The sequence below is a fragment of the Streptomyces sp. NPDC040405 genome (assembly GCF_055595765.1).
The window spans coordinates 22,280-40,184 of record NZ_JBVIVI010000025.1; the positions used below are offsets into that span (position 1 = coordinate 22,280).

A 17,905-nucleotide genomic window follows, 5' to 3' on the forward strand; every position below is an offset into this window, starting at 1 on the left:
GTGGTGGGGGGGGGGGGGGTGGGAGAGGGGTGGTTTGCGGGGGGTTTGGGTACGGGGTGGGTGGGTTTTGTTGTTTGGGCTTTCTTGGGGGGTTGGGGGGGGGGCGGGGGGGGCGTCCCCCCCCCCCCCCCCGGCCAGGGCGAGAGTGCTACGCGACCGGGGCGAGTCCGGTGGAGTACCAGCGGACGGGCCAGCGGTCACCGAAGTCGACGCTCACCCGGCGGGTGCGGTCGGTGATCTGCGTTTCGGTCTCGATCACGCGGCCGGTCTCGGTCTCCGCTTGGTCGGCTTCGTCGGAGATCTCGAACTTCCGCCTCACTGTGTCGCCGACCGCCCACCACACCTCGCCGTCGTCATCGACGGCGGCGGGCAGATCGGACGAGGAGAGACCCAGGTCAGCCGTTGTGCAGCTGCCGCACCCGAGCCGGGTACCGACCTGGTACAGCGGCCCGTCCTGCTCGCACCCCATGCACTCGCCCGGAGCGACGTACCGCGCCTGTCGTTCGGGTACCAGGGCGCCGAGTTCGACGTGGGCGGGGTACATCAGCAGGACGTACGGGGAGTGCTCGCCGCACTCGGTGCCCGTCACCACGACGTTCCCGTTGTGCAGCCGGGTGATGCGGTCCAGCATGACCGGGCGATCGGCGAATCCGGCGCGGTGCACGGGGCGGACCTGGCGGTACCCCTCGCGCTCGATCTCGGCCCAGGTGGCGAGCCGCCATCCGGCCGGGGGCTGCGTCAGGCGGGCTCGGCGGCGCTCGATCTCGGCGGCCGCCAAAGCCCGGACGTCGACCATGCGCACCAGCTGTTCGGCGGCCTCGTACTTACGGGTGTGGCTGGCGCCGTGCTTGGCTTCGTCTCCAGCTCCCTGCGCCCGCCAGGGAGAGGAGCTTCGGCCCATCTTCCAGACGTGCCCGGCGGGCTCAGACGCGCCGTCGATGTAGACCGGAGTGCGCCCCGTGCCGTCCGGCTTGCCATAGCGGTAACGGGTCTTGATGTCGGTCATCGTGCATGTCCTCCGTGTGGTGCGGGTTTCGAGTGGTGTTGTTCGGGGTGCCATCCCCTTCCAATAAGAATAATATTACGGGTTATGAGCCCGATATTCAAGCCCGGAACGCCCCCTGACCAGTACTTTTCCCAGGAGTTCCATGATCCTTTAGAGAGTCGCCGGGCCGGGCCCGCCCCCGCCGTTGCCAGCCATCTTTTCCGCGTCCGCCACGGCGGAGCGACAGCCGGGTGACGGCTGGTCACATAAACCGCCCAGGGGTGCCGCTACCCCTAAGGCCGTACACCACCCCGCGGCAGCCGGTCAGGCGGCCGCCATGGGCGGGGCGGGGTGTAGATAGCGGCCGGGTTGCCCGGGGACCGCGATGGGGGGCCAGCCGAGAGTGGCATGGACCTGATGAGGCGGCCGATGGGTGCGGGCGGCCTCCAGTTCGGCCTGCGTTCGAGCCCGCGCGAGGTGGCCGACCATGCGGCGGGCCGCGTCGTTGGCCTCGGCGGTGACCTCGGCGTGCCACGCGGTGGGGTTCTCGTCGGCGAGCCGTTCCAGATGTTCCTCCTCGGCCGCTTGCCGCCGCCAGCGTTCCGCAGCCTCGATGACGGCGGCGAATCGGCGGGGATCAGTGGGCGGGAGCCGGGCCCAGGCAGGCGAGCCGTACAGGGGGACGACCCAGTCCTGGGTATCGGCGGCGAGGGTGGTGACCTGGTACTCGGCCCACGCCGTGGTGGCATCGGCAGTGTTCGCGGTGTTCTCCTTCCGTGGGTCGTGTCGGGCTTCGAGCAGGGGCCGGGGCGTCGGCAGCGGCCGCCGCCCCGGCCATGGCAGTCACGCGATCTCGCACTTGTAGCTCCGCTCGGCGTCGTGGAACACCTCGTCCTGGCACAGGTCGTACGCGTCCGCGAGCGCCAGCAAGTTTCCGACGTGGCAGGCAAGAGCGGTGGCGCGACCGGTGACCCACTCGGGGAAGGGGCGCGGGGAGAGCCGGGAGATGTGGAGTTGCTCCAAGTCCTGGGGGCTGAGCAAGTAAGTGCGCCCGAGATGGAAAGAATCGGTGAGCCCGTCGCGCACGGCCCGGTGGACCGCGTCACGTGCTGAAAGCCCCTCAGCGCGACGGACGGCGGGAGTGAGGGCGCCGACGGCGCGAAGAGCGGTACGGGCCGCCTTCACGGACGGGACGGGCTGCCGCATTGCGGCAGGGTGAGTGAGCATGGCTTCGACGGCGCGGCGGGCATGGGTCATCAGGTCCTCCGGACGATCGGGTTTCGAGTGGTGATACCAGTCGGGGTGCCACCCCTTTCCGGCACAACAATAATACCACTAATTACCCATATCAAGAAGAGGTGATGTCCTGTCTGACCTGGTCTTTCGTTGGCGTTGGCCAGTGCTCGGATTCCTCTGCTGGCCACGGGTTTGGGGAGGGGCGCGGTGCGGACACGCCCCGGGCCCGCGCCCCGAAGGTGCGGGCCCGGGGCCGAAGAGGCGGTCAGGTGTGGGTGCGCTCCAGGGCTTCCAGGGTCTGCTGGCAGGCTCTGGCGAAGGTATCGGCCATCGGGTGTTCCGGGGCCTGCTGGCATTCCCACCAGGCGGTGGCCGCGAGGTTGGCGAGTTGCTCGGCTTGGTTCTCGTTCAGATGCAGAGGTGCGGTTGCTGGACCGCTCTGCGGGGCGGTGTGGTCCAGCCATCCGGGCAGTCCGCCGGGGTGGCACGTCTGCAATGCGGTGTGGAGTGCTTCGGGTACCGGGAGGATGTGGCTCATGCGGGCCGCCCGGTGACCGCCGGTTGTCCGGCGTGTTCGTCCAGCCAGCGCGCGGTGGAGCGCGAGATGGGGAAGAGCTTGACGCGGATCATGCGGTGATTCTCCTTGGGGGCCGTTGCGCCGGGTGTATCCCGGCGCAACCGGCAGGGGTCGGATTCCGGCGGTGGGTCAGGAGTCACAGCGGACGCATGCGGCCTCGTCGACTGGCGTGTTGCGGTGGGCGGCGGAGAGGTCGGCCACGGAGTGCACGGGTGTCCATGCGGGCCCGGGGCAGCCGCTGGCCGGGCAGGGGATCAGGGCCTCGAAGCGGATGTCGAAGGGGTCGGCGTCGTCCATCCATCGCACGTGAAGTGATTCGTTGGCGGCGGCGAAGGTGCCGGTGCGGAACTGCGGGTCGCGGCTGGGGGTGTCCCAGTCGAACAGCTCGGCAGCGCCGCTGCCGAAGACGCGGAGCACATCCTTCAGGTCGGCGGTCCGGGTCTCCTCGGCGGCCAGCCGCTGCAGCGCGGTGCCCAGGGCCGGGAGGGTTTCGGCGCCGACCACCCGGTCTATGCCCTCGGCTTTCGGGGACGCGGCGCGCAGCTGGTCGTCCTGGTCGTCGATGACGTCCGCCGGAACGTGGGTGGATCCGGCGCGTGCGGCGTTGCGGGCGTGGGCGACCTCCAGCGGCGTGTTCATCACGACCGCGCAGGAGAGGACGCCGTAGTCGTCTGCGAGCTCGGCGAGGCTGCGGCGCAGATCCTCCTCGGCTTGAGTGGCGTCCACGACCGTGGTCAGACCCAGTTCGAGCCGTGCGTGGAGCACGGTCATCAGGGCCTGCCAGGCAGGGCGGTTCACGCGCTGGTCCCCTCGGTCGTCTGCGCACATCTCGCGGAAGTCGTCGGCCCGCAGGACTTGGCTGGGCTGGAACATACGGGACACGCGGGTCTTGCCGCTGCCGCTTGTTCCCAACATGAGGATCAGCGAGGGGTGATGGAAGGGCCGGGTGGTCGGGTCGGGCTTCATCAGGTGGCCTTTCGGAAGGGGAGGATGTCGGTGAGGCGACGGGCGGGCAGGGGAAGGAGCCGTGCCAGGCGGCGGCCGCGGCGGCCGCGGCCCTTGGCGCGGTACATCGCGCTGTCGGCGTGCTTGAGCAGCGCGGACAGCAGGGCGGCGGTACCGCTGGCGGCGGTGGTGATGTCGGCCGGGCGGGCGGTGCCGATGGACGCCCCGACGGCGAGGTTCAGGCCGCCGTGGTGAACTGGCCGGGTCAGTTGGGCGTGCAGACGGGCGACGCGGGCGGGCAGGGCGGAGCCGTCCGGGAGGACGACGGCGAACTCGTCGCCGCCGAGACGTCCGGCCCCGGCCCCTTCGGCAGCTGCCCATTCGGTCATCCGGGCTCCGACGGCGGCCAAGACGGCGTCCCCGGCGTCGTGCCCGAAACGGTCGTTGACCGGCTTGAACGCATCGAGGTCGATGAGAAGGACCGCCGCCGGGCCAGCTGTGAGAACCTCCCGGGCCCGCGCTGTCCACTCGGCCCGGGTCGGCAGTCCGGTGACCGGACAGGTGCGGGCCTGGGCGAGCTGGTCGTTCAGGGCGTCGACCTCGGCCAGCAGTGCCTCCACGGCGGGCACCACCTGGGCGAGGTTATTGCGCAGCTCGTCGGGGCTGGCGCCGGGCCGGGCGAGGTCCGTACGGGCCCGGTCGAGCAGGGCGCCGGTCTCTATGACGGACGGCATGAACAGGGGGCTTTCCTTTCGGTGTCTGTGTCAGAGGGGGCCCGGGGCGGTCGGCAGGGGGTGACGGCCGTGGCGGCCGCCCCGGGGGCAGTTCATCGGGCGTCGGCCCGCAGCTTGAGCACGGCGTCCCGCAGGCGGCCGCCGGTCGGGTCCACATCGGTCAGGCGGTCCTGGATGAGCCACTCGTGCAGGTTCTCGGGTATGTGGATGTAGGGCCGGGCCAAGCCCACGACGATCGCGGGGTCGTGGATCTCGTACGGGCTGATGCCCGCCGCGACGAAGTTGCGGATCAGGTCGCCGTCGCTGCGGGGTAGCTGCCAGACCTGTGTGAAGTACGTCGCGAGCGCCGCGTCCCAGCCGACGATGGCCCGGACGTTGTCGGAGATGTGGTCAAGGCGCGGGGGGTTGTAACAGCTCATCCCGGGCGCCTCTCAGCTGTGGCGCCGGGCGCGGTCGCACTCGGATGCGTCCTCGCCGGGCCCGTTGAGGTGGACCTCCAGCAGGTCCTGGCGGCCGTAGACCGGGGTCCATATCCGTCCCCGGCGGCACTCTTGTCGGGGGCAGGGACTCGCCGCCTCGAACCAGCGGTCGGCGTGGCGGATCGTCAGGACCGCGCCCCGGAAGACGATCTCTCCGTACAGGTGGGTCTGGTCGATCTCGGTGGTCACCGGGCGGAGGTAGTGGACGATCTGTGTGCCGAAGTAGGAGGCGGCACGGTGCCAAACCTCCAGCCACGGGGCCGGGTCGGCCCGGCCGCTGAGCAGGTCGGCCATCGGATCGGTGGTCGGCTGCCACTGGAGCGTCCGGGTGTCGAGTACCCCGCAGCGCTGGCAGGACTTGCGGAGGGCGGTGCAACTGCTCTGGTAGCGCTCGCCGCAGCATGGGCAGTGGTGGGCTCGGCGTTCCTCCGGGCTCCCGGCGATGGCGCCGCAGCCCTTGCACGCCTGGGCAGCGGCGCGGGTGTTGTGCGGCCAGGTGGGGACGGGCGGGGTGGTGTTCTGGTGGACGGGACAGGTCGTCATGGTGTTGGGCTCCGCGGGGGACGGGCCGGGGCGGCCGCGCACAGGCGGCCGCCCCGGTGGGGTGGGCAGGGTCAGCGGGTGCGGGCGGCGTTCCCGGCCGCTTCCTGGGCGCGGGCCACGACCAGGCCCTGCTGGAGACGGCGGTCGCCCGCCGTCGTCGGATCGTTGTGCTGCTGGTAGTCCCTGCGGGCCTCGGCCTGGAGCTGCTGGACGGTCTCGTTGGGCTGAGCCATGGAAATGCCTCCGGTGGTGTCGGGTTTCGAGTGGTGTTGGCCGGGGTGCCACGCCCTTCCAACAAAGAAAATATTACTAGCTTTAAACGGGATTCGCAAGGGCTGGAGTCGCCTTCCGGTTCAGCGGGGGTCAGCGGGTGCAGGCGGCGAATTGCTCGCCCCTCACCGGCCTGTCGGGGCCGGGGCGGCTCGGCGGGCGTGGAGGCCCGGGGGCAGCAGCGGCTTGCCGACATCCCGGCGCGCGATGGCGACCGGGCGGTTCCTTGACCCCGGCGCCTGCGCGCCGGGGCCGCGGGCAGCCGTCAGGACCGGGCGCGCTCCGCGTCGGCGTCCACCTCCTGCGCGGCGGTCATCAGTGCGTGCGCCAGCCGCTCCAGCCTGGCGGCGCCCTGGATATCCCCGGCGTCTTCGGCCACGTCCTTCTGGAGCCTGGCGCGGAGCGCGAGGGTGCGCAGCAGGGCCGACTCCTGGCTGGTGGGCCCGGGCGCGGCCCAGTCAGCGATGCCCTCCAGGAGGAGTGCGGCCATCTGCGCGATGCCGTAGGCGGCCAGACATGGCACCAGGTCGGCGAGGGTGATCGCGGCGCCCCTTGCCACGATGGCCACAACGGCAAGGACGAGGAACGCCCAGCAGCCGATGGTGTGGATCAGGTCGGCGGCCCGGTGCGCGGCCGCGGCTACGTGAGTGCGCGCCGAGGTGACGCCGGGCATCGGCATCTGACAGACCGTGCAGGTCAGGCGGACCGGATGGTTGTGGGTGTCGCAGTGCGTGCAGCGGCGGTTCTTCATGAGACGGCGCACGAGTGCCTCCGGGTTCGGGTTTCGAGTGGTGACGCCGGGCGGAGTGCCACCCCTTTCCGGCGTGAATAATAATACTAGTTTTAGTCGATTGCTGCAAGGGGTGGAGGCGGCATCCCTCCGGCAGGAAGCGGGGGCCCGGTCAGGCCCGGGACACCCCCGGCTTGGGGGCACCCCGGGTCACTCGCCGTCGCCGTCGTCTCCGCGGGCGTCGGAGCTGGTGTTGTCCCGGGCGAAGCGGCGGGCCCCGACGTTGTCGGCTGCCTTGATGACGGCCTGCCCGGTGCGGAAGCCCTCGCGTCCCATGTCGAAACCCTTGCCGACAGCTCCGGCCGTGGTGCCGACCGCGTTGGCAGCGGCAGTGGCAGTACCAGCAACGGCGGTCACGGCGTTGAAGGCGGCGGCGGCCGTTCCTGTACCGCGCCTGGCGGCGGGGTTCTGGCCGCCCCTGGCGGCGGCCTTCTTGGCGGCGAACGCAGCGGCGGCCGGGGTGGCCCCGCCCGCCGTTGTCGACGGAGCGGCCGGGCCACGCTTGCCCTCCAGGACTTTGCCGCCGGGCAGAGTCAGCCGGAAGCCCCGGTTGGGGGCCGACTTGTCCACCAGGAGCTTCACCGTGGCGGGGGTGATCTGCTCGACCGCGAAGAAGCACTTCGCCTTCTTGCCGCCGTTCTTCCCCCGGTGCTTCTGGCCGCAGGAGGCCATGACGGAGTTCCCGGAGACCATCAGGCTCAGGCGGCGCGGGGCCGGGGCGCTTTCCCGGCCGGGGCATCGGAGGGTCGTTCCGCCGATGCTGAGCGGTCCGCGGATGGTCAGGGTGAGGGTCGTTGCCATGAGATGGGTTCTCCTTACTTGTTGCGAGCGATGGCGGTGGCGGTGGCGGTGACCTCGCCGCCCAGGAACGTGCGGCCGGTCGCGGTAGCGGTGGCTTCGGCAGCGGTGGTTTCGCCGCCCAGGCGGCTGCGGGCGGCGGAGAAGACGCCGCGGACGACGAAGGCGACGACAGTGACGGCCACCGCGAACGCCGTGAGGGCGTAGGCCAGGGCCTGGAGCCAGGGCCCGGCCAGCGACAGCCCGAACCCGGCGAGCGCGACGCTCCCGGAGGCGGACCACATCAGCAGTGCGGCGGTCTTGGCCCCGGCCGGGATCGGGTGCCTGCCCGGGCCCGTGGGCGCCGGGCTCGGCTGCGTACCGATGTATGCCCACTGCTGCTCACCGCTGGCGAGGGTGACCAGCTCGACCCCCGGAACGGGCGCCTCGGCCGGGCCGGGGCGGAGCTGGCTGTACGGGACGACGGCGGGGGCGTCCGGCGGGTGTCGGGTGATCGTGTAGACGGCCTCGGCGTCGGTGCGCGCGGGCTGGGGCATGTTCAAGGGACTCCTCTCGCAAAGATCATTTGTGTGGGTTTGGGGGGCGGTCAGGGCCTGGGACAGGCGGCGTTCGCCCAGGTCACAGGGGTGGCCGCCCCTGGGCCACCGGCCCGACGGCCCTGGGACATGTCCCAGGGCCGGGGCCGGGTGTCCTATGGGCGGGTCAGGTGCTGACCTGCGGCGATGCCCAGCGGGCCAGGTTCTGACCTAGGGTCATTTCTGGATCTTCCGGGCGGCCTCGTAGGCGGCTTCGACGTCGCTCTTGAGGTAGCCGCGGACCCGGCTGGAGCCCTCTCGCCACCGCTTCGGCTCCAGCGCCACCCCGGTATCGGCCAGCTCCTCCGCGATGGCGTCGCCGAGCACCTTGCCGACCCGCCCGGCGTACGTCGCGTCCTCCTCGTCCTCTTGCGGCGCCCACTCGGGGCTCCAGGCGGCGAAGGCGGCCCGGACGTCGTCCAGTGGCAGCCGGTCGGCGCCCTGCGGGAAGGCGCCGAGCAGCACGTCGAGCGCGGTCACCTCGGCGGCCGAGACCTCCGGTTGTCCCGGCTTTCCGTGGCCGCCGGGGCCGCCGCCGGACGAGGACAGGCCGGTGGCCTCCCGCAGGTACTCCTCGATCGGGTCGGCGAACTGGCCCGGTGCCCTGCCGCACGCCTCGCGCAGAGCCCGCCCGGCGGCGATGATCGGCGCTGCGCCGTCGTACTCCTCGTCCTCGATGAAGAAGCTGCGCACTCCCTCGCCCGGGGCGCCGTCGATGTCGACGATGGTCTGCCCCTTGCGGTCGAAGGGGATGTCGTGCGCGCGCAGGCCGTTGCCGGTCGCGCCCTCCTTGAGAATCGCGTTCGTCTGCTGCGGAGAACCGGTCTTCGTGGCGATCCGGACTGCGGAGTTGCTCTTGAACTTCCGCGGCACGGTGTTCTTGTCCGGGTCCTGGGTCACCAGCAGTACGACGATGTTCAGCGCGCCCGCGAACCCGCTCAGCCGCTCGATCTTCTCCACGATCTCGGGCGAGAGGGGTCCCGCGTGCTGGGTGGCCTCCTGCCCCTCGTCGATGATGAGGATCTCCAGCGGAAGCTGGTCCAGGTCCTTCTCACTGAGCTTGGCCCGGCCCTGCTCCCACAGGAACTCCTCACGCCGGTACGCCTCCACCAGCAGCGCGTCAAGCAGCACGTTCAGGCGGTCCGGCCGGCGGCCGAAGAAGCTGGCACACACGGGCGCATAACCCATGTGCTCGCCCGGCTTGGCACCGGCCCACAGCCGGATGTTCACCCGCGGGTCCAGCCCCAGGCCACAGATGATCGACCGCAGCAGCATGCCCTTGCCCGTGCGCGACATGCCGCCCAGCAGCGCCATGACGTGCTTGAGCTTGAGGTAGACCACCTCACCGCGCCGGTTGAAGCCGATCGGGACGCCCCGGTTCCACGCGTCCTGACGCTCCGGCGCCTCCACCAGCGGCGAGACGCGGGTCTCGGCGAGCGGCTCGGATGAGGCAATCCACATGCTGATCCGGTTCGGGTGCCCGGCCTTGCGGATGTCCAGCCACGACGGCTCGACGTTGAGCGCCTCGGCCAGCGCCTCCTTCGCGGCGATCACGCGCGGTGCGGTCACGCCGCTGGGCAGCTTCAGCGTGGCCTCGCACGCGTTGATGGCCACGGCGCGGATCGGGCCGACCAGCTCGGCGATCTCGTCCTCGGTGAGAACCTTCGCCTTCCGCAGGGCGGCGTTGATCGTGACGTCGGTCAGCGGCGCATCCTGGTCGGCGGCGGCCTGTTCGAAAATGGCCACCGGCTCAAACCGGCGCCGCACCTCGCGCACCCCGCACACGTACATCACGCCGACCACCGGCAGCAGCGCCGGAACGGTCAGGGCCAGACCCCAGACCTCGGCGATGGCGACGAGAGCCGAGACGTAAGAGGTGACCCCGGTAGCGGTCAGGACCGTCAGATTCTCCCGGCGGCGGGCCTTGCCGAGAGTCCTGCGCTCCTCGCGCAGCTGCGCGACGTCGCTGTGGTCGGCGTGGCCCTTCTTCTTCGCCTCGCGCCGCGCCTCGGCGATCATCTCGCCGTGCTCGGCAACGAACAGATAGCTCGACGCGGCGCGCAGCTCGGCCCACAGGCCGATGGCGGACACCTTGGCGATCCGGCCGAGATACACGTGGGTGTGCGCCGCGTGGTAGCGGACCGCGTGCGCCAGGACGTCGCGGCGGTGACGCCAGACGTCGGGGTTGGCCAGCGCCGCCGGAACCACCCGGCGGGACTCCTCATCCAGCTGCTCGATGACGGGCAGCTGCTCGTCATCGGTCTCCCCGGACAGCCGGACGGTGCCGGTGCGGGCGTCCTCGACCCCGGCGGAGGTGCCGTGAGCCTCGCGGCGGGCGGCCTCCTCCAGGGCCTGGCGCCTCTCCGGCGGCATCCGCGCGGTGAGATCGATGACCTGCCCGCCGGAGGCGGACCGGTCGATGGTCTGCGTCATAATCGGTGGTGTTCCTCTCTGTTGGGGGACACAGGGCCCGGCCGGGTCGCGTCAACTTCTCCGGCCGGGCCCCACTGGTGTTGGGGGGCGGGCTACTTGCTCTTGTCCTTCTTCTTCTTTTTGGTCTTCCGCCTCGACTTGAGGGCGGTCTTGGCGCCGCTGGCGATCCACCCCGGCAGGCGGGGCAGGCACAGGACGGCGAGGAAGACGACGGCGGCGGCCCAAGCGGCGTGCTCCGCAGTCCAGCCGTGGAGCACGGGCAGCACCCACAGGGTGGTGATCCCTGCGGGGACGGCGATGATCAGCAGGGGCGACAGCTGGCCCGGGCGCGTTCCGCTCATGCGGTGGTCTCCTGTTCCTGGTTGGTCTTCTGGTCGGCCGCGTGGGCCTTCTCGATCTCCTCGGCCATCGCTTCGGCGAACCCGGGCTGGGCTTCCAGCAGGGCCATCAGCTCCGGACCGGCGGTGCGCCGGATCCTGATGCGCGTGGCGAGCTCGTACGGGGAGAAGAACCCGTTCCCGGTCCGCTTGCGCTTGTCGGTCGCGGCCTCGTACGCCAGTTCCCGGGCGACCTTCATCGCGCGTTCCAGGTGCTGGCTCAGGTCGCGTTCCGCCTCGTTGCCCGGACCGTTCCCGCCGGACCGCGTGGCCCGGTTCCCGGACCCGCCGGAGGCGTTCCGCACCTGGCGTTCCCCACCGTTCCCGGCAGGGGCGTCAGAGGCCGGCTGCCCAGACGGGAACTGAATTTCCGCGCCCGGGGAACCCTCCTCGGAACGGGTGACGGGGACCCAGGAACCCCCCACCCACGGCCAGGTGCGGAACTTCTGGGAACTGAGCCGGGCGGACGCCTTCTGCTCCTCCTTCTCGGCCCTCCAACGGAACTCCTCGGCCCGCGCGCGGGCCTTATCGGCACGGGCCTGGGCGGCCTGTGCGGAACCCTCGGCAGCCTCGGCCTCGGCGGCGACGGCCTTCGCGTACCGCTCCAGTCCCCGCACCCGGCGCCATCCGGTCTGGGTCCTCGCCCGCTCCATGCGCGCTTCGGCCCGGCGCTGGCGGCGCACCCGTGCGGCGGTCGTTCCCTTGGTGCCGCCGTGGTGGGACAGCCATGCCTGGTCCCACGCCTGCTGGACGCTGATCGCCCTGCGGTACGGGGCCCGGATGCGCCAGGCGGTGAGCGACACCATGGGGTGCGCGATCCACCGGGCGATCTCCTCGCGCACCTGGGCGGCGGTCCGGCCGCTCTGGGTGTGCTGAAGCAGCGAGACCACGGCCTCGAAGGCGATGACACCGGCCAGCGAGGCGAGCGCGTTGACCTGTCCGGCTTCCGGGCTCGGGGAGTGGAACAGGTTGAGGCTGGCCGCGATCAGGGCGGAGACAGCGGTCATCGCCCGGTAGCGACCGGCCGGAGCGTTGCGCCGGACGGCCAGGATGGTCAGGGACGCGGAGGTCCACGTCATGCCCTCCACGACGCCGGGCACGATCCAGGAGCGATCCCCCAGGTCCCCGCGCATGGCCTCGGCCTGGGCAGGCCAGGCGATCCATACGGATGCCACGATCAGGCCCGCGACGGCCGTCACGGCCACGATGAGCGGAAGCACCTGGACTACGGCCTTGCCGCGCCGCTTCCACTTCTGCACGTTCTCCTTGCGGACGCGTTCGTTTTCGGCCCGCTCGGCCTGACGGCGCTGCCGGTCGTACTTCTCCCGCTGCTGCCCGACGGTCAGGCTGCGCTCCTCGACATCGAGGTCGGCGAGCTGGGCGTTTGCATGGGCCTGCTTCGCGGCCGCGCGGCCGACCTTGCGGCGGTCGGTGCGGGACATCAGCGGGGGCTCGTCGGTTTCGGTCCGCTGTTCGGTCATCGTCATCCTGTGATCACCTCCTTGAGGACTGGGGAGAGCTGTACGGGGGGATGGGGGTGGGCGAGCTGGTCAGGCCGCAGCTGCGCAGGGGCCCGGGAGCGGGCCGGAATCCGTGGCGGGCCGTCATGGGGTCACCGCCGCGCGGTGACGGGCGGCGGCCGCGTTGATGCCCCGCCGGGCGAGCAGGATGACGCCGATCGCCCCGGCGACGACCGCGATGGCCATGGCGATGGCGATGACCGCGATAGCGGCGGCAACGACGACGATCACGAACAGCGGCACGACCAGGAGGAACAGGCCGCGGTGCAGCTCGTCCAGGTGGGCCAGGAACAGCCGGGCCATCGTGTTCAGCGCGTCGATGGTGCTGGCGAAGAGCTTCACGCCGACCGCCCCCTGAGCACGAACTTGGCGTAGGCACGGTCCGGAACCTGGTTGCGGACCTTGGGCTGCTGGTCGGGGATTCGCCGGGGCCGACGCGGCTGACGCCGCGGCACGGGGGACCTGCGCAGCATCTGCGAGTAGTAGGGCAGGCTGCTGCGGTCCACCTCGTCGCCCTCCTCGGCGATGGTGTCGCGGAAGTCGCTCAGCGCGTCGGCGCGGGCATCGAGCTGCTCTTGCACCTGCGCGGGGTCGACCGGGAGGTCACCGATCGCGGTCTCCGCGAACTCTGCTGCCGTAACAGGTGTTTGGCCTGCGACGATGTACTTCAAGGGTCGTGCTCCTCTCAACATGGGACGGCCCTGTCAGCGGCCCCGGTGCGTGTGCGAGACGCCCGGGGCCGCGCCATGTCTGGGCATGGCGAAGGCCGGAGCGCACTGAACGACACCCGCCGTTCTGTGCTGCCATTAATCTGCCACATCGAGAAGTAAAGGTCAACAGTGCTAGCACTCATTGCTAATAGACAACATTAATGCTAGTATTAATCACATCAAGTGGAATCACCGAGAGGAGAACAGTTGCGGTATAGATTGGGTCCGCAGACACATGAAGAAGAAGGAGCCGCCGACATGGCGACCCGCTATAAAGAGATCGCCGATGGCCTGCGCGAGCGCATCGACGAAGGGGAGTTCGGCCCGGGGGACACGCTCCCGGGCTACAACGAACTCACCGCTCACTACGAAGTAAGCCGACTGACCATCAGGCAGGCACTCGCCGTGCTCCAGGCTGAGGGCCTAGTGCGGTCGGTGAAGAAGCGGGGCACCGTCGTGCGTGAGCGGACCCCGCGGCGTACGGTGCGCGAGGTCGTCCGCCGCAATCCGACGCGCGGCTACGTCTTCCCCGCCGCCTCGTCCGTCGATGAGGTCTGGAAGGTCCACGGCCGCCCGCGGGTGGAACGCCTTCCGATGCCCGCAACCGTCGCGGAACACTTCGGGCTCGCCGCGGGGACCGAGACGCTCCGGCGTCACAGTGTCACCTCGCCGGAGGGTGACGGCCCCTTCCAGATCGTCGATACCTGGCTCCACCCCGACGTGGTGGTGGAAGTGCCTCGCCTGGAAGGACAACAGGTCGGTCCCGGGGGCTACCTGGAGCGGATCGAGCAGGCCGGCCACGGGCCCCTCACCTGGGAACGGATCAGCCGCATCGACATGCCCAGTGACGAAGAGGCACTGCTGCTGGAGATGCCGAAGAACATCCCGGTCTACCGGCACACCATCCTGGGCATCTCCGCGCGCACTTCATCACCGGTCGAGGTGACGTTGAACGTCATCGCCGGTGACCGGGTCGAATACGCCACCCGGCTCCGCCGGGACCGCTCGGCCAGCTGGCCGGTCACACCCATCGAGCCCGTCACAGAGCACGTCGACGCGGGCTGACCCGACATGGCAGACAGCACCACGCGGGGATTCCCGTCGACCACCCTGCGACACAGCGGTTACGGTGCGTGTGGTCGGATAGACCGTACGAGCGGGCGATTCCGCTCATACGCAGCAGGCCCCCTCAGGGGCCTGCCGGTCCGCTGCCGGGTGGCCGCCCGGTGGCGCGGACCGCACCTTGATCACGGGGAGGTGCGCTTTCGATGAGCGTACGGGTTCAAGCGATACCGCCGCAGCAACCTTCGCCCAGCGCCACGCCGAACGGCTGGAAACGATCAGTCGGAGGCAACCGCTGGCTTCTCCCCGTTCCGCCCCGCTGAAAAGACTGATGGCCGCCCCACCAAAGCGGAACGGCCATCACGTTCGACTCGCCACGAGTCTTCGCCCCCGAGGGGGCGCCGACCCACACCCATCAGGTGGGGCCTCCGCTCGCGTGTCGCCACACGCCAGCAGGGCCAGGATAGACGCGGCAATCCCATGGCAGCACACCGATCCCGCTGCTTGCGCTCCATCCGGTCAAAGAGGCTCCCCGGAAACACCCAAAAGGGAAGCTCTCTGTGCCACTCCAGCACCACCCATCCACCTACCCGCCACGCTGCGGTTTCACCGCCCGTCGGGGGGTGAGCCGATGAGCCTCACGCCGATGCTCTGGGCGATGAAGGCCGCGCCGGTCGCCGACACCACCGAAAAACTGATCTTGATCTCCCTTGCCGAGCGGGCCGACGACGACGGCTGTGACGCATTCCCGTCCAAGGCCACCCTGGCCAAGGACGCGATCTGTGATGAGAAGACCGTTCAGCGCAAGCTCGCGAAGCTAGTCACCCGCAAGCTGATCGGCCTGGGTGATCAGCGGGCCGCGCAGTACATCGAAAAGCGGTACCGGCCGAAGGTCTACGACCTGCTCATCCCCTACAGCTGGTTCCCCGACATCGACGAGATCAACGAGTCCCGTCGGCGTCGCGGCCGGGGCCCCCTCACCGAGCAGAACCGCCCCGCCATCGCAGCTGCTCCCACCCGCGCGCAGCGCTCTGACAAGGGAAAACCCCGCGCTAAGCAGGACAGCACCCCCAGGGGGGACACAGAGTCCCCCCTGGCGATGGCCGGTTCCGCCTCCAATCCAGGGGGGACTGACAGTCCCGTCAGAGGGGACTCTCAGTCCCAGCAGGGGGGATTGACAGACCCCCAAACCTCCCCTGCTAAACCTCCCCACTCAAACCTCCCCATGGCACCTTCGGCGCGAAGCGCTGGTGACGGCCGCAGGCCCTCTGCCGGTAGTAGCGCGCGCGAGACGTCGAGCGGCTCCGCCGCGACCGGCGATGCCAAGGCACCGAAAGCCAAGTCCGACCGCAAATCCGTTCTCGTCACCGAGGGCGTGCATCGTGTCCTGAACGCGTACCCGCCCCAGCTGCGGGAGGCGATGAAGACCGTCGCGCGCACCGACCGGCCGAAGAGCCTGATCAACGCCATCCAGGCAGAACTCACCGGCCGGGGCGCGGCCCAGGTCGAGCGAGTGGTGGGGCGTGTTCAGCGCCGGTGGGGCACTCACCAGTACGCGGACCTGTTCGCCGACGGGAAGCTGACCAAGCCCGTGGGCGCTGCGATTGCGATGGTCAAGGCCGGGCCCTGTACGAAACCGCACTGCGAAGACGGTGAGCTCGACGACGGTACGCCCTGCTGGGCGTGCATCGAGCGGGAGCAGACTCGCCGCGCGGAGCGTCAGGCGGCGGCCGAGCAGCGGGAGGCTGAGGCTCGCCACAGGGCCTGCCCCCACTGCGGAGTGGACCGGGGCACCGCTGGTCAGCCGTGCCAGAAGTGCGCCGGGGAGATCGATTCCGTCGAGAGGGCGGCCGCCGACTTCCTGGAACAGGCTGTCGCCGACCACCTCGCGTTCACCGGCGATCGGGAAGCGGGCTCGGCGTTCCACGCACAGGCCACGGAGCAGATCGAGCAGGCCCGGAAGGAAGCGGCCGCACAGGGGTCCGATGCCCTCGGGCAAGCCCTGGCACAGCGGTTCGCGGCTGCTACCCAGGCCAAGAAGCAGCGCCAGAAGCGCGAAGCCGCGGCCAAGGGAGACCTCGCTCTTGCTGCGAATTCCGACCGCCCCGCTCCCGAACCGCAAGTCGGCGTCCCCGCCCAGGCACCGTTCCGCCCGCACCGTTGCCCGGGCCACGACGGCACGGGCTGTCCTGGGGGCCGTGACGCACTGGGCAGCGACGGCCTGTGCGTTCGGTGCCGGATCACCGTGGTCAACGGCAAGAACCCGGTCACCACGACCTGAGGCGGTCACACCGGCCCTCCCCAGTGGGGGAGGGCCGCCCCCTCCCTTCAGGTGGGCGTGATTCATCCGTGGACCTGGGGACTACCGGCCCAAGGGCCGGTATCGGGGGCTCCTCGCCCCCGAACCCCCCGCCAGCGCCCAGGCGGCGCTGGACCCGCCACCTCCCGGGGGGCGCCTCCCCCCGGACCCCCCACCAGCGCCTTTCGGCTGCGCTGGACCAGCCACTGCCGCCTGCCCTCAAGTGCTCGGCCATTCCGCAAGCTCCACGGCCTGCGCGCTTGACCGCTCGGGCCCCGGGGGCCCTCCCTGGGCAGTTGCCCCTGGTACCGATGGCCGAACACCGTTGATCCCAGCAACACGGCAAGGCCCGGAAGTCGTCCTCAGCCTCATCCCGGCCGAGGTGATGGGCTGAGGCCGAAACGGGGTCCGACAGGGGCTGGTCGAGGTCGGCGAGGTGCGGGTGGAACCCCAGGGGCGGAATCGCTGGGCGGCCTACGTGACCAGCCGTCACCCGGCTACCGCTCCGCCGCAGGGCCGAAAAGACGGCTGGCAAGACGGGGGCAGATAGCTCGTGCTCGTCGCTCGCTTCGTTGTTGGTGCGCGGCGGAGCCGCCTTCCATCCCCGAGCCCCGATCCACGGCAAGATTGCGGGACGGCGGTCCGACAGTCGACGCGCCGAAGGCGCCTCCGTGCCGGGCTGGGCCCCCGCGCCGCGGCGCGGGGGCCTCCACGCCGGGCCCCCGCGCCGCGGGGCGGCCGGGCCCCCGCGCCGCGCGTCGCCTGCGGTCTCCACCTACGTAGTTAGAGGCGGAGATCGTTTTCGCAGGTCAGGCGGCACATGGAGTGGACAAAAGCGTAATTGGAGTTGCGTTTTTGCTTACTGTGGTTGCCTATAGGCAACTGTGGCGCCCGGGTCTGCTCGTAACACGCTGACCCGTGAGCTTGCCCATAGGCAATCGATGAGTAGGGTGGGGCATACTCCGGTTCCCTATAGGCAACCGCCGAGGTGAAGAGCAGATGTTCGAGAGGAGGGGTATGGAGCGACAGGGCTCGGTGCGCCGCAAAGCCGTGGACCAGGACACAGGCGAGGTCGTACAGCTGGAGCTGCTGAACGACGACACGCTCGGCGCGCTACAGAGGAAGACCGCCCCCCGCTACGACTGGCGGCCCTTCCCGGGACGTCACGTGAATATGGGGAAAGGGCTGATGGCGAAGGTCTGGCATAAGGACAGCGGGTACAGCCAGAACGAGCGTGACCTTATGGGCTTCTACCTGGCGCATTCTCCGGAGGGTGGTGAGCCCCTGCGGATGACCTTCAAGGAGATCAGTGAGCTGCTGGGGGTGCGGCAGGATACGGTGGGGAAGGCAGTGGAGCGGCTCCATGCCGGTGGGCTGCTGCTGAAGAAGGAGACGATTGGCCGGGTGAAGTTCTTCGCTGTGAACCCCCGGGCGGCCTTCGACGGTTCAGCGTCCGCCCAGATCGAGGCCACGAAGGCGGCCCGCCACCCCGTGGTGCCCGCGCCAGCGGCGCCGTCCAGGAGAAAGGCGAGGAAGGCATCGTGACATCTCCTGCCACAGAGCGCCTAGAGA

The 17,905-nt window shown here is 70.3% G+C and carries 20 protein-coding genes; 3 read left to right on the forward strand and 17 right to left on the reverse strand.

Annotated elements, in window-relative coordinates:
* Positions 1-148 precede the first annotated feature (148 nt).
* The 17 genes from ACZ59A_RS43585 to ACZ59A_RS43665 all read right to left on the reverse strand — a co-directional run bounded on the left by ACZ59A_RS43585 (position 149) and on the right by ACZ59A_RS43665 (position 12,933).
* Entirely contained in the window at positions 149-1,006 is an 858-nt protein-coding gene (locus ACZ59A_RS43585) for a hypothetical protein (protein WP_470971079.1), read from the reverse strand.
* Positions 1,007-1,309: 303 nt separating this feature from the next.
* Positions 1,310-1,828, reverse strand: coding sequence for a DUF2742 domain-containing protein (locus ACZ59A_RS43590; RefSeq protein ID WP_470971150.1), 519 nt, complete (start codon positions 1,826-1,828; stop codon positions 1,310-1,312).
* Positions 1,829-2,191, reverse strand: a complete 363-nt coding sequence (locus tag ACZ59A_RS43595) for a hypothetical protein (protein ID WP_470971082.1) — start codon at positions 2,189-2,191, stop codon at positions 1,829-1,831.
* A gap of 295 nt (positions 2,192-2,486) precedes the next feature.
* On the reverse strand, positions 2,487-2,759 hold the full coding sequence (locus ACZ59A_RS43600; RefSeq protein ID WP_470971084.1) for a hypothetical protein: 273 nt from the start codon (positions 2,757-2,759) through the stop codon (positions 2,487-2,489).
* A 168-nt stretch (positions 2,760-2,927) separates the two neighbouring features.
* Complete coding sequence (locus tag ACZ59A_RS43605; RefSeq protein WP_470971086.1) at positions 2,928-3,764, reverse strand: AAA family ATPase; 837 nt, start codon at positions 3,762-3,764, stop codon at positions 2,928-2,930.
* The gene (locus ACZ59A_RS43610; protein ID WP_470971089.1) at positions 3,764-4,477 is read right to left on the reverse strand and encodes a diguanylate cyclase domain-containing protein; all 714 of its coding nucleotides are present in this window, start codon (positions 4,475-4,477) and stop codon (positions 3,764-3,766) included. The genes ACZ59A_RS43605 and ACZ59A_RS43610 overlap by 1 nt, the downstream gene beginning before the upstream one ends.
* 92 nt (positions 4,478-4,569) lie before the next feature.
* A complete protein-coding gene (locus ACZ59A_RS43615; RefSeq protein ID WP_470971092.1) occupies positions 4,570-4,896 on the reverse strand; it encodes a hypothetical protein in 327 nt (108 codons plus the stop codon).
* A gap of 12 nt (positions 4,897-4,908) precedes the next feature.
* Entirely contained in the window at positions 4,909-5,499 is a 591-nt protein-coding gene (locus ACZ59A_RS43620; RefSeq protein WP_470971095.1) for a hypothetical protein, read from the reverse strand.
* 71 nt (positions 5,500-5,570) lie between these two features.
* On the reverse strand, positions 5,571-5,732 hold the full coding sequence (locus tag ACZ59A_RS43625; RefSeq protein ID WP_470971098.1) for a hypothetical protein: 162 nt from the start codon (positions 5,730-5,732) through the stop codon (positions 5,571-5,573).
* Between the two features lie 302 nt (positions 5,733-6,034).
* Positions 6,035-6,532 carry a hypothetical protein gene (locus ACZ59A_RS43630; protein ID WP_470971100.1) on the reverse strand — a complete coding sequence of 166 codons (498 nt, stop codon included), beginning with the start codon at positions 6,530-6,532 and terminating at the stop codon, positions 6,035-6,037.
* Between the two features lie 177 nt (positions 6,533-6,709).
* Entirely contained in the window at positions 6,710-7,360 is a 651-nt protein-coding gene (locus tag ACZ59A_RS43635) for a hypothetical protein (RefSeq protein ID WP_470971103.1), read from the reverse strand.
* 14 nt (positions 7,361-7,374) lie between these two features.
* Positions 7,375-7,893 carry a hypothetical protein gene (locus ACZ59A_RS43640; protein WP_470971105.1) on the reverse strand — a complete coding sequence of 173 codons (519 nt, stop codon included), beginning with the start codon at positions 7,891-7,893 and terminating at the stop codon, positions 7,375-7,377.
* Positions 7,894-8,109: 216 nt separating this feature from the next.
* On the reverse strand, positions 8,110-10,365 hold the full coding sequence (locus ACZ59A_RS43645) for a hypothetical protein (protein WP_470971107.1): 2,256 nt from the start codon (positions 10,363-10,365) through the stop codon (positions 8,110-8,112).
* A gap of 92 nt (positions 10,366-10,457) precedes the next feature.
* Positions 10,458-10,706 (reverse strand): hypothetical protein, encoded by a 249-nt coding sequence (locus ACZ59A_RS43650; protein ID WP_470971110.1) that lies wholly within the window; start codon positions 10,704-10,706, stop codon positions 10,458-10,460.
* The gene (locus tag ACZ59A_RS43655) at positions 10,703-12,229 is read right to left on the reverse strand and encodes a DUF2637 domain-containing protein (protein ID WP_470971113.1); all 1,527 of its coding nucleotides are present in this window, start codon (positions 12,227-12,229) and stop codon (positions 10,703-10,705) included. Before ACZ59A_RS43655 ends, ACZ59A_RS43650 begins: the two co-directional genes overlap by 4 nt.
* 117 nt (positions 12,230-12,346) lie before the next feature.
* Entirely contained in the window at positions 12,347-12,604 is a 258-nt protein-coding gene (locus tag ACZ59A_RS43660; RefSeq protein WP_470971115.1) for a hypothetical protein, read from the reverse strand.
* Positions 12,601-12,933 (reverse strand): hypothetical protein, encoded by a 333-nt coding sequence (locus ACZ59A_RS43665; RefSeq protein WP_470971117.1) that lies wholly within the window; start codon positions 12,931-12,933, stop codon positions 12,601-12,603. Before ACZ59A_RS43665 ends, ACZ59A_RS43660 begins: the two co-directional genes overlap by 4 nt.
* Positions 12,934-13,230: 297 nt before the next feature.
* On the opposite strand from ACZ59A_RS43665, the gene ACZ59A_RS43670 reads away from it, so the two are divergent.
* From ACZ59A_RS43670 to ACZ59A_RS43680, 3 genes are all read left to right on the forward strand, one after another.
* Positions 13,231-14,037, forward strand: coding sequence for a GntR family transcriptional regulator (locus ACZ59A_RS43670; RefSeq protein WP_470971120.1), 807 nt, complete (start codon positions 13,231-13,233; stop codon positions 14,035-14,037).
* A 628-nt stretch (positions 14,038-14,665) separates the two neighbouring features.
* Positions 14,666-16,315, forward strand: coding sequence for a helix-turn-helix domain-containing protein (locus ACZ59A_RS43675; RefSeq protein ID WP_470971122.1), 1,650 nt, complete (start codon positions 14,666-14,668; stop codon positions 16,313-16,315).
* A gap of 1,017 nt (positions 16,316-17,332) precedes the next feature.
* Entirely contained in the window at positions 17,333-17,878 is a 546-nt protein-coding gene (locus tag ACZ59A_RS43680; RefSeq protein WP_470971124.1) for a helix-turn-helix domain-containing protein, read from the forward strand.
* Positions 17,879-17,905 lie beyond the last annotated feature (27 nt).

What these genes read in the sequence shown, in the direction of transcription:
- ACZ59A_RS43585 (WP_470971079.1), bottom strand. Translation starts at nt 1,006, where the DNA reads ATGACCGACATCAAGACCCGTTACCGCTATGGCAAGCCGGACGGCACG.
- ACZ59A_RS43595 (WP_470971082.1), bottom strand. Translation starts at nt 2,191, where the DNA reads ATGCGGCAGCCCGTCCCGTCCGTGAAGGCGGCCCGTACCGCTCTTCGC.
- ACZ59A_RS43600 (WP_470971084.1), bottom strand. Translation starts at nt 2,759, where the DNA reads ATGAGCCACATCCTCCCGGTACCCGAAGCACTCCACACCGCATTGCAG.
- ACZ59A_RS43605 (WP_470971086.1), bottom strand. Translation starts at nt 3,764, where the DNA reads ATGAAGCCCGACCCGACCACCCGGCCCTTCCATCACCCCTCGCTGATC.
- ACZ59A_RS43610 (WP_470971089.1), bottom strand. Translation starts at nt 4,477, where the DNA reads ATGCCGTCCGTCATAGAGACCGGCGCCCTGCTCGACCGGGCCCGTACG.
- ACZ59A_RS43615 (WP_470971092.1), bottom strand. Translation starts at nt 4,896, where the DNA reads ATGAGCTGTTACAACCCCCCGCGCCTTGACCACATCTCCGACAACGTC.
- ACZ59A_RS43620 (WP_470971095.1), bottom strand. Translation starts at nt 5,499, where the DNA reads ATGACGACCTGTCCCGTCCACCAGAACACCACCCCGCCCGTCCCCACC.
- ACZ59A_RS43625 (WP_470971098.1), bottom strand. Translation starts at nt 5,732, where the DNA reads ATGGCTCAGCCCAACGAGACCGTCCAGCAGCTCCAGGCCGAGGCCCGC.
- ACZ59A_RS43635 (WP_470971103.1), bottom strand. Translation starts at nt 7,360, where the DNA reads ATGGCAACGACCCTCACCCTGACCATCCGCGGACCGCTCAGCATCGGC.
- ACZ59A_RS43640 (WP_470971105.1), bottom strand. Translation starts at nt 7,893, where the DNA reads ATGCCCCAGCCCGCGCGCACCGACGCCGAGGCCGTCTACACGATCACC.
- ACZ59A_RS43645 (WP_470971107.1), bottom strand. Translation starts at nt 10,365, where the DNA reads ATGACGCAGACCATCGACCGGTCCGCCTCCGGCGGGCAGGTCATCGAT.
- ACZ59A_RS43650 (WP_470971110.1), bottom strand. Translation starts at nt 10,706, where the DNA reads ATGAGCGGAACGCGCCCGGGCCAGCTGTCGCCCCTGCTGATCATCGCC.
- ACZ59A_RS43655 (WP_470971113.1), bottom strand. Translation starts at nt 12,229, where the DNA reads ATGACGATGACCGAACAGCGGACCGAAACCGACGAGCCCCCGCTGATG.
- ACZ59A_RS43670 (WP_470971120.1), top strand. Translation starts at nt 13,231, where the DNA reads ATGGCGACCCGCTATAAAGAGATCGCCGATGGCCTGCGCGAGCGCATC.
- ACZ59A_RS43675 (WP_470971122.1), top strand. Translation starts at nt 14,666, where the DNA reads ATGAGCCTCACGCCGATGCTCTGGGCGATGAAGGCCGCGCCGGTCGCC.
- ACZ59A_RS43680 (WP_470971124.1), top strand. Translation starts at nt 17,333, where the DNA reads ATGTTCGAGAGGAGGGGTATGGAGCGACAGGGCTCGGTGCGCCGCAAA.